Annotated in this window: 16 protein-coding genes; 9 read left to right on the forward strand and 7 right to left on the reverse strand. The window is 54.5% G+C overall.

Annotated elements, in window-relative coordinates; genetic code table 11:
• Positions 1 to 176: 176 nt before the first annotated feature.
• The 6 genes from rpsF to BTJ40_RS01660 all read left to right on the forward strand — a co-directional run bounded on the left by rpsF (position 177) and on the right by BTJ40_RS01660 (position 4931).
• The gene (rpsF, locus tag BTJ40_RS01635; protein ID WP_108731486.1) at positions 177 to 620 is read left to right on the forward strand and encodes a 30S ribosomal protein S6; all 444 of its coding nucleotides are present in this window, start codon (positions 177 to 179) and stop codon (positions 618 to 620) included.
• Between the two features lie 12 nt (positions 621 to 632).
• Positions 633 to 863, forward strand: a complete 231-nt coding sequence (gene rpsR, locus BTJ40_RS01640; protein ID WP_108731487.1) for a 30S ribosomal protein S18 — start codon at positions 633 to 635, stop codon at positions 861 to 863.
• A gap of 43 nt (positions 864 to 906) precedes the next feature.
• Complete coding sequence (locus tag BTJ40_RS01645; protein ID WP_108731488.1) at positions 907 to 1749, forward strand: hypothetical protein; 843 nt, start codon at positions 907 to 909, stop codon at positions 1747 to 1749.
• Between the two features lie 37 nt (positions 1750 to 1786).
• Positions 1787 to 2233, forward strand: a complete 447-nt coding sequence (rplI, locus tag BTJ40_RS01650; protein WP_108731489.1) for a 50S ribosomal protein L9 — start codon at positions 1787 to 1789, stop codon at positions 2231 to 2233.
• Between the two features lie 109 nt (positions 2234 to 2342).
• Entirely contained in the window at positions 2343 to 3785 is a 1443-nt protein-coding gene (dnaB, locus tag BTJ40_RS01655) for a replicative DNA helicase (RefSeq protein WP_108731490.1), read from the forward strand.
• A gap of 54 nt (positions 3786 to 3839) precedes the next feature.
• Positions 3840 to 4931, forward strand: a complete 1092-nt coding sequence (locus tag BTJ40_RS01660; protein WP_108731491.1) for a winged helix-turn-helix domain-containing protein — start codon at positions 3840 to 3842, stop codon at positions 4929 to 4931.
• Here BTJ40_RS01660 and BTJ40_RS01665 read toward each other — a convergent pair.
• The 6 genes from BTJ40_RS01665 to BTJ40_RS01690 all read right to left on the reverse strand — a co-directional run bounded on the left by BTJ40_RS01665 (position 4921) and on the right by BTJ40_RS01690 (position 12041).
• A complete protein-coding gene (locus BTJ40_RS01665) occupies positions 4921 to 5610 on the reverse strand; it encodes a DUF6515 family protein (RefSeq protein WP_108735126.1) in 690 nt (229 codons plus the stop codon). The two genes, BTJ40_RS01660 and BTJ40_RS01665, sit on opposite strands and share 11 nt — an antisense overlap.
• Positions 5611 to 5721: 111 nt before the next feature.
• A complete protein-coding gene (gene speB, locus BTJ40_RS01670) occupies positions 5722 to 6594 on the reverse strand; it encodes an agmatinase (RefSeq protein WP_108731492.1) in 873 nt (290 codons plus the stop codon).
• 63 nt (positions 6595 to 6657) lie between these two features.
• Entirely contained in the window at positions 6658 to 7851 is a 1194-nt protein-coding gene (gene nspC, locus BTJ40_RS01675) for a carboxynorspermidine decarboxylase (protein ID WP_108731493.1), read from the reverse strand.
• Positions 7852 to 7920: 69 nt separating this feature from the next.
• Positions 7921 to 9114, reverse strand: coding sequence for a saccharopine dehydrogenase family protein (locus tag BTJ40_RS01680; protein WP_108731494.1), 1194 nt, complete (start codon positions 9112 to 9114; stop codon positions 7921 to 7923).
• A 72-nt stretch (positions 9115 to 9186) separates the two neighbouring features.
• Positions 9187 to 11109: a biosynthetic arginine decarboxylase gene (gene speA, locus BTJ40_RS01685; RefSeq protein ID WP_108731495.1), complete on the reverse strand. Its 1923-nt coding sequence runs from the start codon at positions 11107 to 11109 to the stop codon at positions 9187 to 9189.
• A 233-nt stretch (positions 11110 to 11342) separates the two neighbouring features.
• Complete coding sequence (locus tag BTJ40_RS01690; RefSeq protein ID WP_108731496.1) at positions 11343 to 12041, reverse strand: DUF6515 family protein; 699 nt, start codon at positions 12039 to 12041, stop codon at positions 11343 to 11345.
• A 294-nt stretch (positions 12042 to 12335) separates the two neighbouring features.
• Here BTJ40_RS01690 and panC point away from each other — a divergent pair, with 294 nt between their 5' ends.
• Positions 12336 to 13184, forward strand: coding sequence for a pantoate--beta-alanine ligase (panC, locus tag BTJ40_RS01695; protein ID WP_108731497.1), 849 nt, complete (start codon positions 12336 to 12338; stop codon positions 13182 to 13184).
• Between the two features lie 13 nt (positions 13185 to 13197).
• On the forward strand, positions 13198 to 13584 hold the full coding sequence (gene panD / locus BTJ40_RS01700) for an aspartate 1-decarboxylase (RefSeq protein ID WP_108731498.1): 387 nt from the start codon (positions 13198 to 13200) through the stop codon (positions 13582 to 13584).
• Positions 13585 to 13627: 43 nt separating this feature from the next.
• On the opposite strand, the gene BTJ40_RS01705 is transcribed toward panD, so the two are convergent.
• Positions 13628 to 14545, reverse strand: coding sequence for a polysaccharide deacetylase family protein (locus BTJ40_RS01705; RefSeq protein ID WP_108731499.1), 918 nt, complete (start codon positions 14543 to 14545; stop codon positions 13628 to 13630).
• Between the two features lie 178 nt (positions 14546 to 14723).
• Between BTJ40_RS01705 and BTJ40_RS01710 the strand changes: the two genes are divergently transcribed.
• Positions 14724 to 15218: a DUF523 domain-containing protein gene (locus tag BTJ40_RS01710; protein WP_108735127.1), complete on the forward strand. Its 495-nt coding sequence runs from the start codon at positions 14724 to 14726 to the stop codon at positions 15216 to 15218.
• Positions 15219 to 15349 lie beyond the last annotated feature (131 nt).

Below are 15349 nucleotides of genomic sequence, written 5' to 3' on the forward strand. Positions count from 1 at the left end.
GGTTAACTTGCAACCGGGTTAGCGAAGGCATTGGGCTGAAGTAATTGATCAACTTGCAACCAACCCCACAACTGCCTAGAATACGCCGCCCGCAATGGGCCCGGTTTATCCGTGCCCGTTGTACTCCTTGCCTCATCGGACTGTCCGAGAGGCTGATTAACCCGTAAGGAGCTAAAATGCGTCATTACGAAATTGTATTCCTGGTTCACCCGGACCAGAGCGAACAGGTACCTGGCATGGTGGAGCGCTACACTGCGTCCATCAAGGAGAGCGGTGGACAGGTTCACCGTCTGGAAGACTGGGGCCGTCGCCGTCTGGCTTACCCGATCAACAAGATCCACAAGGCTCACTACATTCTGATGAACGTAGAATGTTCTGAAGAAGCCCTTGAGGAACTGACTACCAACTTCCGTTACAACGATGCGGTTATCCGTAATCTGGTAATTCGTGAAGACGAGGCGATCTCTGAAGAGAGCCCGATCATGAAAGCGGAAAAAGAAAGCCGTGAGCGCAAAGCTGCCCGTGCAGAGCGCACCGAGCGTCGCGAGCGCGCCGGAGAAGAGAAAGCTTCTTCCGACGCTGCAGAAGCTTCTTCCGATAACGCTGAAAGCGAAGAGTAAGGGGATTATCAGATGGCACGTTTTTTCCGTCGTCGCAAGTTCTGCCGTTTCACCGCTGAAGGTGTTAAGCGTATCGACTACAAAGATCTCGATACCCTGAAAGCCTACATCTCCGAGACTGGCAAAATTGTTCCTAGCCGTATTACCGGTACCAAAGCCAAGTATCAGCGTCAGCTGGCCTCTGCGGTCAAGCGCGCTCGCTACCTGGCCCTGCTGCCGTACACGGACAGCCACGAAGCCTAAGCCGCAGTTTGCTTAGACTCATTAATAGAGAAGCTATCTAGATATGCGCGCCGTAGCTGAATTTATTATGCGCGGACGCGTCAGGGCGGTAATCCTCACCATGTTGGGGATTCCGCTGATAAGCCCGGCAATCCTCGCTCTGGTGAGTTTGCGCCGAGGCAGCAGTGAGGGCCTGATGGTTTTGGCCTGGGCACTGTTGCCGATTGTCGTTATGGGCATGAGTGGTCATGTACCGCCACTGGTGACTGGTATATCCGCAGGTCATTTTGCCGCAGTTTTTTGCGGTGCCATGGCATTGCGAAGCAGTCGCTCCTGGGCCGCCGGCCTTGTGGCTGTAACGGCGGCATCGGCAGCAGGCATATTGCTGACCTCTCTCTTCAGTGGAGGGCTTCTGCAAGGATTTTTGCAGGCGGTCGAGAGTGCAGCGGAACAGCCAAACACTGTTCCAATGGACGAACTGAAGCAGATATTTTCGGGCGAATTGCAAATTACTGGTTACTTGAGCCTGATATCGGCGATGAGCGCCACACTGGCTCTGGTACTGGGGCGTTACTGGCAGGCCCTGCTGTACAACCCCGGCGGTTTCCGCCAGGAGTTCCACCAGCTTCGCCTGCCCCTGTGGCTATCAGCGACAAGTATGTTGTTGTGGGTAGTCAGTCTGGTAACCCCAGGCTACGCATTTTGGGGAGCGGTGATCGCGTTCCCGATGGTGGTTGCTGGTATTGCCCTGGTCCACTGGCTGGTTGCAAGTCGCAGTTGGGGGGTAGGCCCCCTGGTGGCGATGTACATCATGCTGGTGATTGGAGGGCTGCCCCTGGCAGGCTTCCTCTGCGGCCTGGCCCTTGTAGATAGCTGGATAGATATTCGCGGACGCTCCTCCAAGTAGGCGCGCCCCGCACAATACAGAAATTGAGGAAACCGAGATGGAAGTTATTCTGCTCGATAAAGTAGGCAAACTGGGCAACGTGGGTGACCGCGTTGATGTTAAAGCCGGTTTTGGCCGCAATTTCCTGCTGCCGACTGGTAAAGCCATTGCTGCTACCGCAGCTAACATTGCTGAGTTTGAAGCTAAGCGCGCTGAACTGGAAGCCGCTGCTGCCGCTAAGCTGGCTGAAGCTGAGAGCCGCGCTACCAAGCTGGCCGATCTGGTTGTTACCATCGCTGCTAACGCTGGCGACGAAGGCAAGCTGTTCGGTTCTATCGGCACTCGCGACATCGCTGAAGCGATTTCCGCTGGTGGCGTTGAAGTAGCTAAAGCTGAAGTTAAGCTGCCGGAAGGCGCACTGCGCGAAGTGGGTGAGTACGACGTAGACGTACAGCTGCACTCCGACATAATTGCTGCAGTTAAAGTCGTTATCGAAGCCGAGTAAGGTTTTGCTGACGAACGGTTGGTGCTTCGAGCGCCAGCCGCGCTACAATCGGGCGCTGCACCCTATCGGGTCCAGCGCCTGTTTTGTTTTTACTATCCAGTAAAGTCCCATGATCGACGAATACGCCGCCCCTGAAGAAGAGATTCACAGCGAAGAGAGTTCACCCCTGCCGCATTCGGTAGAGGCGGAGCAGTCTGTGCTCGGCGGCCTGATGCTGGACCCGGGCCGTATTGATGCCGTTGCCGAACAGCTGAGTGAAGAGGATTTCTTCAGTGCCAGCCACCGCAAGATCTTTGCGGTTATGGGCGAGCTGAGTAATGGCGAACAGCCCCTGGATATCGTTACCCTCGCCGAAGGCCTCGCCAGCCGCGACCTGCTCGGTGAAGTGGGTGGCCCCGCCTACCTGGCGGAATTGGCCGAAAATACCCCCTCCGCAGCGAATATCGTCGCCTACGCCAAGATCGTGCGTGAGCGCTCCATGCTGCGCCAGCTGATCGCCGCTGCCGGTGAGATCAGCCGCACCAGTTTTAATCCCGGTGGCCTCGCCTCCGCCGACCTGCTGCAGATGGCTGAGCGCCGCGTGGCGGAAATCGCCGAGGGGCGCGCCAAAGAGGGCGGCTTTGTCGGCGTGGATACCCTGCTGAAAAAGACCGTCGAGCGCATCGATGAGCTGTTCAAGACCGAGGGTGATATCACCGGTATCAGCACCGGTCTTACCGAGCTGGACCAGCGCACCTCCGGCTGGCAGCCGGGCGAACTGGTTATTCTCGCCGCACGTCCCTCCATGGGTAAGACCGCACTGGCATTGAATTTTATCGAGAGCGCCATGCTCTGCCAGGAGAGCCCGACACTGGTCTTTAGTATGGAGATGCCCTCGGACAGCCTGGTGATGCGGATGTTGTCTTCTATTGGTCGTATCGACCAGGGGCGTATCAGGAATGGCAAGCTGCAGGAAGAGGATTGGCCCAAGCTGTCCAGCGCCGTGCAGAAAATGAAAGGCAAGGCCCTGTATATCGATGATACGCCGGCACTCAGTCCCAGCGAGGTGCGCGCCCGTACCAAGCGCACGGTCCGCGATCACATCAACAAATTGATGCGCGAGAATCCCAAGTTAAGCCGCGAAGACGCCGAGGCCAAGAGTATGCCTGCCATGATTATGGTGGACTACCTGCAGCTGATGCAGGTGAAGGGGTCTACTGAGGGCCGCACCCAGGAGATCTCCGAGATCTCCCGCTCTCTCAAGGCGCTGGCGAAAGAATACGAATGCCCGGTGATTGCCCTGTCGCAGCTTAACCGGGGAGTAGAGCAGCGCCCCAACAAACGGCCGATGAACTCGGACCTGCGGGAATCCGGGGCGATCGAGCAGGACGCTGACGTGATCCTGTTTATCTACCGCGATGAATACTACAACGAGGACAGCCCGGATAAAGGGATGGCCGAGTTGATTATCGGCAAGCAGCGTAACGGTGAGATCGGCACCTGCCGCGCAGCCTTTGTGGGCAAATACACTCGCTTCGATAATCTGGCGCCGGAATACTACCAGGGCGAATAAGCCTTTCTGCTAGGTTTGCGGCTGTCGAATATCCGAGCCTAGGGGAGCCACTTCTTGTTATCCGAGCAAAAGATCCGCGCACTGGTGCTACAACGCCAATTTATCCACAGCTCTTGGACTGAAGGATTGTCGGGGTTGTTGCAACATCTTGGCGCCCTACAGTTGGATGCTATCCAGCGAATTACCCGGGCCCACCACCACCAGCTCTACAATCGCCTACCCGGTTACCGCGAGTCACACCTGGCTGAAGCTGAAGAGCGCCGCGAAATTTTCGAGTACTGGTCCCACGCCGCTGCCTACCTGCCAATGGCCCACTACCCCTATGCGCGGGTGCGTATGGATCGTATCCGCGCCGGTCAGCGCCACTGGTTTGAGAAGAATGCCAAGCTATGTCGCTATGTTCTCGATCGTGTGCGAGAGGAGGGTGCCCTGCGGGCCAGTGATTTTGTGCGCACCAAGAGTGGATGGTGGGAGTGGTCCGATGAAAAGAAAGCCCTGGAGCAGTTGTTTCATGAAGGTGAGCTGATGGTCAGCCATCGGGAGGGCTTTCAAAAAGTCTTCGATCTTCCAGAGCGGGTACTGCCAGCAAAAATCTCGACCAATGCCGCCTCGAAAATTGAGTACGGCAGCCATCTGGTGCGCACTTTTCTGGGGTGCCAGGGGATTGGCCGACCGGAGGAAATTGCTTACCTGCGCAGGGACGACAAACCCCTTATCCAGCTGGCAATTAAGCGCATGTTGGCAACCGGTGAGCTCACTCAATGGGGGAAAGAGCTGATGCTCACCGAGCAACTGGATTGGGAGCCGGTACGGCCATCGCGCAAAGTGCGCCTGTTATCCCCATTCGACCCAGTGATATTGCAGCGTAAACGCCTGCGCCGGCTGTTTGATTTTGAATATCAATTGGAGTGCTATGTACCGGCGGCCAAGCGCCGCTATGGTTATTTTTGCCTGCCGATTTTATACGGCGATCAATTCGTGGGGCAGGTGGATTTGAAGGCTGATCGGGATGCGGGTGTATTGCGGGTAGAGGCCCTGCACTGGGACAAGAAACCCGGTGTCTCGCTGGAGGCGAGTTACCACCGGGCTCTGGGGCAGTTTGCCCGTTTTCACGGGCTGGAAAGCGAAGCCGCGCTTACAGCTTGACGACTACGTAGACCTCCTGGCCATCGCGCTGGGTCGGCATAAAGTAATTGCCGCCATAGCGGTAGTACTGGATGCCGTTGATAATTTCAGCGGCATAGCCATTGGGTAGGGTTTCCACCACTTGTCCGGGCTGGAAGCCCTGGGGGCCAGGGTCCGGGGTTGCAGGCACGGTAGCGGGAGCTGCTGCCGTTGCAACAGGAACGGCGACAGCCGGCGCAGGCGCTGGAACAACCGCCACGGGTGCTGGAGCTACAGCCACTGCAGGTGGTGCTACTACGACATAAGTTCGGGTAGCCGGGTGCCACTGATAGTAGGCATCGGCGTACTGGTAATAAGTAATTCCGCCTACATGGACTCTGACAGCACTAGTTGGCAGGGTGACTACCGAGGCGCCCAGAGGGGCAGCGACAACGACGTAACCACGGGGACCGTGGCGGTAGAAGTGTCCGCCATGGTAGTAAAAAGGACGTCCGCCAACTGCGACACGCACATGGCCAACGGGTAGTACGGGCGCAACAAATCCGATCGAAACACGTGGTCCGCGATAAACACCGCCACGGTGGTGGTGGCGATGATCTCCCCCGCGCTCATAACCGCGCGCATCGGCCGGTGGGCTAAAGGCAAAAGCGGCCAGCGCCAGGAACGCACTGGCGCCAATTACGACATTCAGTTTATTCACAGTCTCTCCAGCGAAGTGATTACTCACATTTGACATACTAACCCTTATCCTGACATTAAAGACAGGTTAATTGGTTAAGAATTGTCAAAGTGCTGGAGGCTGGATCAGTGGTCAGCGGTTGCGCTGGATGATTCCCATCAGCTTATACATCAGCTGTGCGGCGGCAAAATCATAGGCGTGAAAGCCCTCGATCGGTGCAAATTCGAGCAGATCGAAGCCGATAATTTCTCTTTGTCGCGCAACGGATTCGAATAAGTTGAGGGTCTGGTACCAGCCGAGACCGCCGGGTACCGGGGTGCCGGTGGAAGGGAAGACCGAAGGGTCCATACCGTCCACATCCAGTGTAAAGAAGACTTTCTTGGGGAAATTCTCCGGTAACTGGAATTCCTGCACATTGTTGGGCACCAGTTGGTGGGCATCCAGATAGCCCACGTTGTGGTCCTTGCGGGCCTGCACTTCCTCTTCGCAATAGGCGCGGATACCCAGCTGGAACAGGGGGACACCGGCTTCTACCACTAGACGCATCACGCTGGCGTGGCTGTGTTTGTGGCCCTCATAGCGATCGCGAAGGTCGGCGTGGGCATCGATCTGCACGACGCCAAAATCGGTTTCACCGGCGTCCAGTAGCCCCTTGATAATACCCCAGGTCACCGAATGCTCACCGCCAATACCCACCGGCATCTTGCCAAGAGCCAACACTTCTTTGGTGACGGCGGCGATATTCTCCATCGCCTGTTCTGCAGGGCCGGAAACCGAGACCGGCGAGCGGGTATAGATGCCCAGGTCACAGGGGGTGGAGAAGTTGTCAAAAGTTTCCAGTTGCCAGGATGCTTCCAGGATGGAGGCCGGGCCCTTGCCGGTGCCGCCACCGTAGGAGACGGTTTCCTCATAGGGGATGGGGATAATGTGAAAGAGGGCGTCTTCCGGCTTCGGCTGCTCGATTTCGGAGCCGAGAAAAATAGGGTATTCGTTTTCTGACAACATCTACTGGTCCTCTGGCGGAGGCAATAACTTATTGCCTGCCGCATCTATCTCTATCGGCTCTGTTTAGGAGAGGCGTTCCTTAAAATCTTCGTAGCCGAAAGTTTTGATCATCTTCAAGTCGTCGGTATCCGAATTCCACAGGGCGATAGCCGGTAGGGGGATACCGTTAAAAGTATTGGTTTTCACCATGGTGTAGTAGGCCATTTCCTCGAACACCAGTCGCTCGCCAATCCGCAGTGGTTGACTGAAGCTGTATTCGCCGATGCTGTCGCCGGCCAGGCAACTCTGTCCGCCCAGGCGATAGGTGTGGGGTAAGTCACCGGGGCGAGCGGCACCGGTAATTTCCGGTCGGTAGGGCATTTCCAGCACATCGGGCATATGGCAGGTGGCAGAGGCGTCGAGGATGGCTTGGTTTTCACCGTTCCAGGCGATATCCACTACCTCAGCCACAAGGACTCCGGCGAACAGGGAGATGGCCTCACCGGGTTCCAGGTAGACCTGTACATTGTGCTTGTCGGAAAAGCTGCGCACCGCTTCGACCAGCTCATCCACCTGGTAATCCCGGCGAGTAATATGGTGGCCGCCGCCAAAATTAATCCACTCCATTTGTGGTATCAGATCGCCAAACTTCTCCTCCACGGCAGCGATTGTGCGCTGCAGAGGTTTGAAATCCTGTTCACATAACGTGTGGAAGTGCAGGCCGCTGATGCCTTCGAGGGACTCCCCTTCAAACAGCGAGCGCACGATGCCCAGGCGCGAACACGGGGCGCAGGGGTCGTACAGATCAGTGTGGCCCTCGGAGTGCTCGGGGTTGATGCGCAGGCCAAAACGCAGCTCTGGCCGCTGCTGTTGCATATCCAGGCACAACTCCCGAAAACGCTTCCACTGGGAGAAGGAATTGAAAATTACATGGTGGGCAAATTGCAGTATTTCCCGCAGTTCCTCATCCTTGTAAGCGGCACTGAAGACATGAACTTCCTTGCCTTTGTCGCGACCGCCGTACTCTTCGAACCCCAGTTTGGCTTCGTGCAGGCCACTGGCACAGGTCCCGGATAGATATTCAGCCACAATGGGCCCGGTGCTGAACATGGAGAAGGCCTTGAGCGCTGCCAGTACCTTGGCACCGCTGCGTTCCTGTACATCGGCGAGCAATGCCAAATTATTGCGCAGGGCGATCTCATCGATCACAAAACAGGGAGAGGGAACGCGGTAGGGATCGAAGCTGCCGAAATAGTCAACGGGGGGAGTGAGGTCCATGGTGCGTTATATCCTGGTGCGGCGGGGCGGGCACTAGAGTCCGCCCCGCTAGGTCGGGAAAGAAGCGATTTACTGGAAGGGCTTATCCAGCCAGGTTTCCTGCCAGGGCAGGCCGTACTTGTTCAGGTCATCCATAAAGGGATCCGGATCCATCTGCTCCATATTCCACACGCCGGGCTTCATCCACTTGCCTTCCAGCATCATCTTGGCACCGATCATGGCCGGTACGCCGGTGGTGTAGGAGATCGCCTGGGACTGAACTTCCTGGTAGCAGTCCTGGTGGTCGCAGGTGTTGTAGACGTAGTAGATTTTCTCTTCGCCGTCTTTGGTGCCCCGAATAATGTTGCCGATGCAGGTCTTGCCCTTGGTCAGCGGGCCGAGGCTGGCGGGATCTGGCAGCAGCTCTTTAAGGAACTGGATAGGTACAATTTCCTGGCCCTGGAATTCCACCGGCTCAATGCCAGTCATGCCGACGTTCTGCAGAACTTCCAGGTGTTTCAGGTAGCTCTCGCCAAAGGTCATCCAGAAACGCGCGCGCTCAATTTCCGGGAAGTGCTTGGACAGGGATTCCAGCTCTTCGTGGTAGAGCAGGTAGATATCCTTATCGCCAATGCCTTCGGGGAAGTTGAATACGCGTTTCTCTTCCATCGGCTTGGTGGTAACCCACTGGCCATTTTCCCAGTAGCGACCGTTGGCGGTGATCTCGCGGATATTAATTTCCGGGTTGAAGTTGGTGGCGAACGGCAGGCCGTGGTCGCCGGCATTACAGTCGAGGATATCCAGGGTGTGGATACGATCGAAGTGGTGCTTCTTGGCGTAGGCGGTAAATACGCTGGTGACGCCGGGATCGAAGCCGCTGCCCAGCAGTGCCATCAGGCCGGCTTTTTCAAATTTCTCCTGGTAGGCCCACTGCCACTTGTACTCGAACTTGGCCTCTTCCGGCGGCTCGTAATTGGCGGTATCCAGGTAGTGCACGCCGGTTTCCAGGCAGGCATCCATAATGTGCAGATCCTGGTAGGGCAGGGCCACGTTGATGACCAAGTCCGGCTTCACTTTTTCGATCAGCTTTACCAATTCAGGCACATTGTCCGCATCTACTTCAGCGGTGTCGATTTTGCGCGGCAGCATAGCGGCAATCTTGTCGCACTTGCTTTTGGTGCGGCTTGCCAGGGTGATATTTTCAAATACCTCAGCAACCTGTGCGCACTTGTGCGCAACCACCTGGCCGACACCGCCGGCGCCGATGATCAGTACGTTGGCCATAAAGATCTCCTTAAATCTGCGGCTAATGTTACCGCTATATTCTCAAAGGCGTTGGCGCCTCATTTTTAAAATTTATTTTTCAAAGTAGGTGTAACCGCTCATGCTGGCGGTATAGGTTTGCAAAATCTGTTTGCGTTGGGCGGCGGTAATCAACCCCTGCTTGACGGCGCGTTCTGCCAGGCGGCGGAAGCGCTCAAACAGCGCCTTGGGCTGGTATTCCACGTAGCTTAACACGTCAGAAATACTGTCACCGTGAATCTCGTGGCTGAAGTCTATGCTGCCGTCTTCCTGGATGCGCACACTCACGACATTGGTGTCCCCAAACAGGTTGTGCAGGTCACCCAGGGTTTCCTGGTAGGCGCCAATTAAGAAGGTGCCGAGAATATAGTCCTCGCCATCCTTTAGCTCGTGTAAAGGCAGGGTTTTCTGCTCTTTTTCCCGGCCAATAAAGCGGTCGATCTTACCATCACAGTCACAGGTGATGTCGGCGATGATGGCGGAGCGCGTCGGGGCTTCGTCCAGGCGGTGGATCGGCAGCAGTGGGAATACCTGATCGATAGCCCAGATGTCCGGTACCGATTGGAATACGCTCACATTGGCGTAGTAGATATCTGACAGCACCTCCGGCAGGGCTTGCAGGTCTGCGGGAATCTCTTCGGCTTCATCGAGTAATTTGCGAATATCCTGGGCGCTCTGCAGGAACAGGTTTTCCGCATTGGCGCGTTCGCGCAGGCTCACCTGGCCGTGCAGATACAGAGAGCGCACTTCATCGCGGTAGTAGAGCGCGTCGTTGTAACTCTCTTGCAGGTTTTTGGGGGTGATACTGCGCACTGCGTCCTGCAGGTTGAGCAGCATCTGGTGGTCGCCCTCGCTGATCTTGGTGTGCTCCAGTTCCACCGGCTCAAAACGGGTGGTGTCGAGAATATCGAACAGCAGTATGGAGGAGTAAGCCACAGTGGCGCGACCGGATTCGGTGATAATCACCGGATGTGCAACGCCCTCGCTATCGAGGGTGCCCATAATGGCTTCCACTACATCCACACAGTACTCATCCAGGGAGTAATTCTTGGAGTGGGTGTAATTGGTCTTGCTGCCGTCATAATCCACCGCCAGACCACCACCCAGGTCCAGGTAGCCCATGGGTGCGCCTTCTTCCACCAGATCGGCGTAGTAGCGGCAGGCTTCCAGGACCCCGGTGCGGATATCGCGGATATTTGGCACCTGCGAGCCCAGGTGATAATGCAGCAGCTTGAGGCAGTCGAGCATATCGTGGTTGCGCAACTGGTCGACCATCGCGATCAGGTCGTTACTTCCCAGGCCGAAAATACTGCGGTCGCCGCTGGTGGCGTTCCAGTAGCCGCCAACTTTGGAAGCGAGCTTCACCCGGGCGCCGATATTGGGGCGAACCTGCTCGCGCTCGGCGCAACGGATAATAGTCTCCACTTCCGAAGGGGTTTCTACGACGAAGAAAACCTGCACACCCAGGCGCTGGGCCTGTAAGCCGAGGTTGATAAATTCCTCGTCCTTGTAGCCGTTACAGACGATCAGGGATTCAGTGTTATCCAGAATGGATAGTGCAGCAATTAGCTCCGCTTTACTGCCCGCCTCCAGGCCGTGGTTAAAGCGGCGGCCGGCACTGGCAATCTCCTCGATCACCTGGCATTGCTGGTTTACCTTGATGGGAAACACACCGCGAAAAACGTTGCCGTAGCCACAGTCATCGATAGCGCGAGCAAAGGATTCGTTAATCCGGGCGATCTGCGCTTCGAGTAAATTCTCAATACGCAATAGCAGGGGCATACCCAGGCCGCGCTCGGTGGCGCCTCGGGCAATGTCCATCAGCGAAACACTGTGTGTTACCCCGTTGGGACCGTCGACTTGCAGTGAAATTTCACCATTTTCGTTCAAATCGAAATATCCGGCGCCCCAATTGCGGATGCCGTAGAGTTCGGCCGAATCTTCGCAAGTCCAGTCTTTTACTTGTTGCTTCTTCATGGCGCCTTTCTGTTGATATTGGCGGGCGCGAATCTTGGGCCCAGCAGGGCCGGAAAGCAATAACTATAGATAAAAAAACGCTAATTTTTGTGCACTGAAAAGCAAATGGGGAGCGAGTGGGTGGCCAGCTTTTTTGCACTCTGCGACAGGGGGTTGTCGAAGGTAGTTGATCTGCAGAATTTCCAGTGAAAAAAGGCGGCCCGAGGGCCGCAGGGAGGGGGGGTATAGGGTAATCAGTAATAGGCCGGCTTGGGGACAACCCGGTAGCCGCGGTGGCTGTGATCCCACAGGTAGTAGGTGTCATAAGCCACGTAGTAGTTGTGTCCACCCACTACTACGGTCAGTGCTGAGGCCGGTAGGCTGTGCACGATAGCGCCGTGGGGGGCCTGGGCTACTACGTAGCCGTGAGATGCTGGGCGATAAAAAATTCCATCGCTGTAATAGAAGCCCGCTGCGCCAATGCTGATATTGACGAAATTACGCGGCAGGTGACGCCAGCGATAGCCATAACCGTAGTGCGAGGGACGGTAGTGGGGGCGGTGGCCGTGATAACCGTGGCGGTAAACTGGTCTGTGTGCCGCCCGATATTCGTGGCGGTGTCCCTGCCTGTGGCCTTTTCGATGTCCTTTGTTATAGCCTTTGTTGTAGCCTTCTTTGTAAGCGTGGCGAACTTCACGGCGATGCTGGCGCTCCTCTCTGCGTTCACGTCTGCGCTCTTCTTTTTTGCGCTCCTGCTTGCGACGTTTCTTTTCCTGTTGGCGGTCGTGATGCTTGTCGTGTTGTTTTTTGATGTGGCGCTGTTCGCGTTCAGCTCTTCTGTATTTGTGGTGGTCGTCCATGGCGCGCTGGTGTCCGCGATGTGATTCGGACAAGGCAGGTGCTGCGATCAGTAGCAGGCTTAGGGCAGCGATAGCAGTAGTGAGGTGTTTCATAACATCTCTCCCGAGCGTGGGGGCTCTTTTCTTTCAATTCAGGTCTTTTGTGTATCTTGGCGTGAAGTTTGCCCTGGCGGGTCTGAACACTTCCTGAACTGAATGCGTTAAAATTCGGCGGCAATCGGCGGCGCCGATAGTGACCAGCAGTTCAGGTGTTGTTAGGGATTGTCTGTCGGGGCCACAAGCTGGATTCTGCGGCGAAATCTTATTGGGAGCGGCAATTTTGCTATGTTGAGACACCCGGTCTCAGCGAGTATGATGCCGCGCTGATTCACAGTGAGCGGTAGCAAGATGCAAGTCTTCCACCACGTAGCAAGCCTGCGCGAAGCGCTGGCCCAGGCCCGCAAAGACGGCAAGACTGTCGGCTTTGTGCCAACCATGGGTAACCTGCACGATGCCCATATAGAACTGGTCAAAATCGCCCAGCAAAACTGCGACCTGGTTGTGGTATCCATCTTCGTCAACCGCCTTCAATTTGGTTTGAATGAAGATTGGGATAAGTATCCGCGCACTATGGAAAAGGATATGGCCAGGCTGCGCGAAGCGGACTGTGACTTCCTGTTCCATCCGGATGAGAGTGAGATTTACCCCAACGGTATGGATCAGCAGACCCGCGTGGTTTGCCCGGCGATGACCGATGTACTGTGTGGCGCCAGCCGCCCCGGACACTTTGAAGGGGTCACCACCGTAGTGGCGAAGCTTTTCAATATTGTGCAACCAGATAAGGCAATTTTCGGGATCAAGGATTTCCAGCAACTGGCAGTGATTCGCCGTATGGTGGAAGACCTGTGTATGCCAGTGGAAATTGTGGCGGCACCGGTGCACCGCGAAGAAGATGGTTTGGCCATGAGCTCTCGTAATGGTTATATCACTGCGGGAGAGCGTCCCAAGGTCGCTGTGCTCAACCAGTCGTTGAACTGGGCCAAGGATGAAATTGTGGCGGGATGCCGGGACTTTGCCGACCTCGAGAAAGAGGCGCGCAAGCGAATTGAGGAGAGTGGCTTTCGGGTAGACTACTTCTCCATCTGCTACAGCAAGGATTTACAGCCGGCGGCAGATGATGACAAAGAAATCACGATCCTGGGGGCTATGTACACCAGTGCAGCGCGCCTGATTGACAATGTTTCCCTGGAACTCTGAGGGGCATCCAAACATGCAAATTGAAATGTTGAAGTGCAAGTTGCACATGGCCGCAGTGACTCAGGCCGAACTCTGGTATGACGGTTCCTGTGCAATTGATGAGGACCTGGTAGAGCTGGCTGGTCTGCGCGAATTCGAGAAAATCGATATTTACAATGTGAGCAATGGTGAGCGCTTCCACACCTATGTGATCCTCGCCGAGCGCGGTTCCGGTATTATCTCCATGAACGGCGCCGCTGCACGTAGAGTACAGGTGGGTGACCGCATTATTATCGCTTCCTATGCGCAGATGACAGAGGGCGAAGCCGATAGCCATAAGCCCAAGCTTGTCTACCTGGATGAGAACAACAAGGTAGAGCGCAGCACTAATACTATTCCAGTTCAGCTTGCCGAAGCCTGATTCTTCCCGCTACAGGGCATTGGGCCCTGTAGCATCCCTCCGCTTAGCGATCTGACATTAGTAATACTTCCTGATTAAACCTCTTTTCCAGGTAGGACTCGTCCAGGGTGTAGTGCCAGAGATTTTTCTTTTGCCCTTTCGCGAGAGCGATTTCGCCGATTCTGCCAGGGTTATATTTAATCGGTTGGGCGAGTTGGTATTTGGCGATGGGGTCCCGATAGGCCTCCTTTAAAGGAATTATCTCCCAGCCTTCCTGCCTCAGCCGTTCAGCCAGATCACCAATAAACAGGGCTGAAATATCCATTTCATGCAACAGTATGACGTGCTTTGGGGAACGCCCGAGATATTTAATTGCCATATCGTCGTAGTACTTAATACTCGCCATAAGAACGTCGACATAAAAGTTGGAGAGTCTTTCCATATCAACTGGTTTCCCATCTTTCACTGCCGTTTGGAAAAGTTCTTCGATATACCAGTCGTAGTTATTTAAAGTGATATAGGCGTTTTGATAGTTATTTTCTTGTAACAGACCCCGGATACCATCGCGTTTTTCGACAGTTTCGCCCTCGCGCAGATAGGGAAAGCGAAAATAGGGTTTAAAGTTGTCAAATTGTTGAAGCAGCTGGTGGGCCTGCAAAAAATCTGTTTGATAAGTGGATAGCCCTGTTTCCAGAAAATTGGGATGGCTATGGGTGTGATTGCCAATAATATGCCCAGCCTTATCGTAGAGGTGCATCCGCTCCAACCCTTCCTTATCGAAGGATTGAGTATTGGAAAAGAAGGCTACTTTGCCAACTTTATATTCTTCTAAGTTTTCAATTAACGTTTTGGCCCGGGTTGGTCCATCAAAATAACCATCGGCTTTACGGGGGGCATCATCGAAAGTAATTGCCAGTTGTTTGGCGTTAGCGACTGGGATTGCCAACAAGTAAATTATCAATAATATGACTGAACACTGCATGGTTTATTACTCTAATGAGTTTATTTACGAGCTGTTCGCCAGGCTAGGATTTAGTTGTCCTTCTATTCAGGTTTTCTGTCTTAATTTACTTGTCAGATAACCTGCGTTGTCCAGTAGCCTAGGCTCAGTTGCGGTAGAGTACGGTTTCCTATTGTGTCCACTATAGCTTCGGATGTATATGGCCAAAATACTTGTTAGTTCCTGCCTTTTGAACTGCGCCGTGCGCTATGACGGTAGTAGTGTTGAGGCTTGTAGCGATGATTTTGAGTGGCTTGTGGACACTCAGGAAATTGTTTCCTTGTGTCCGGAAGTGGCGGCGGGATTGCCTATTCCGAGGGTGCCGGCTGAGATCTGTGGCGCTAATGGAACAGAGGTGTTAGATGGAACTGCCGGGATTATAGGTAGTGATAAAACAGATCTAACTGAGCAATTTATTCTGGGGGCCAAACTGGCTCTGGAATTATGCAGGAAATACAATATCCAGTATGCAGTACTTACGGAAAATAGTCCCTCTTGCGGAAGTAACTATATTTACGATGGCAGTTTTTCAGGGACAAAAATAATGGGTTCTGGTGTTGTATCTGCGCTTCTTCAAAGGATGGAAATAATAGTTTTTAGTCAACATACTGTTGGGCAACTTAGAGAATTGATAAGTGTATCCAAAGCGAACTAAGTTGTTAGGATCAATAAAATTAGATTGGTAAAAATATGCATTGGTTGCAGTTAGGTCGCTCAGATTGGTCATTATCGGCAAAGCCGATTGCTCCCTGCCGTTAATATGATTAGCGCAGTATCCTGAAAAAT

Source organism: Microbulbifer sp. A4B17 (genome assembly GCF_003076275.1).
GTDB lineage: Bacteria > Pseudomonadota > Gammaproteobacteria > Pseudomonadales > Cellvibrionaceae > Microbulbifer.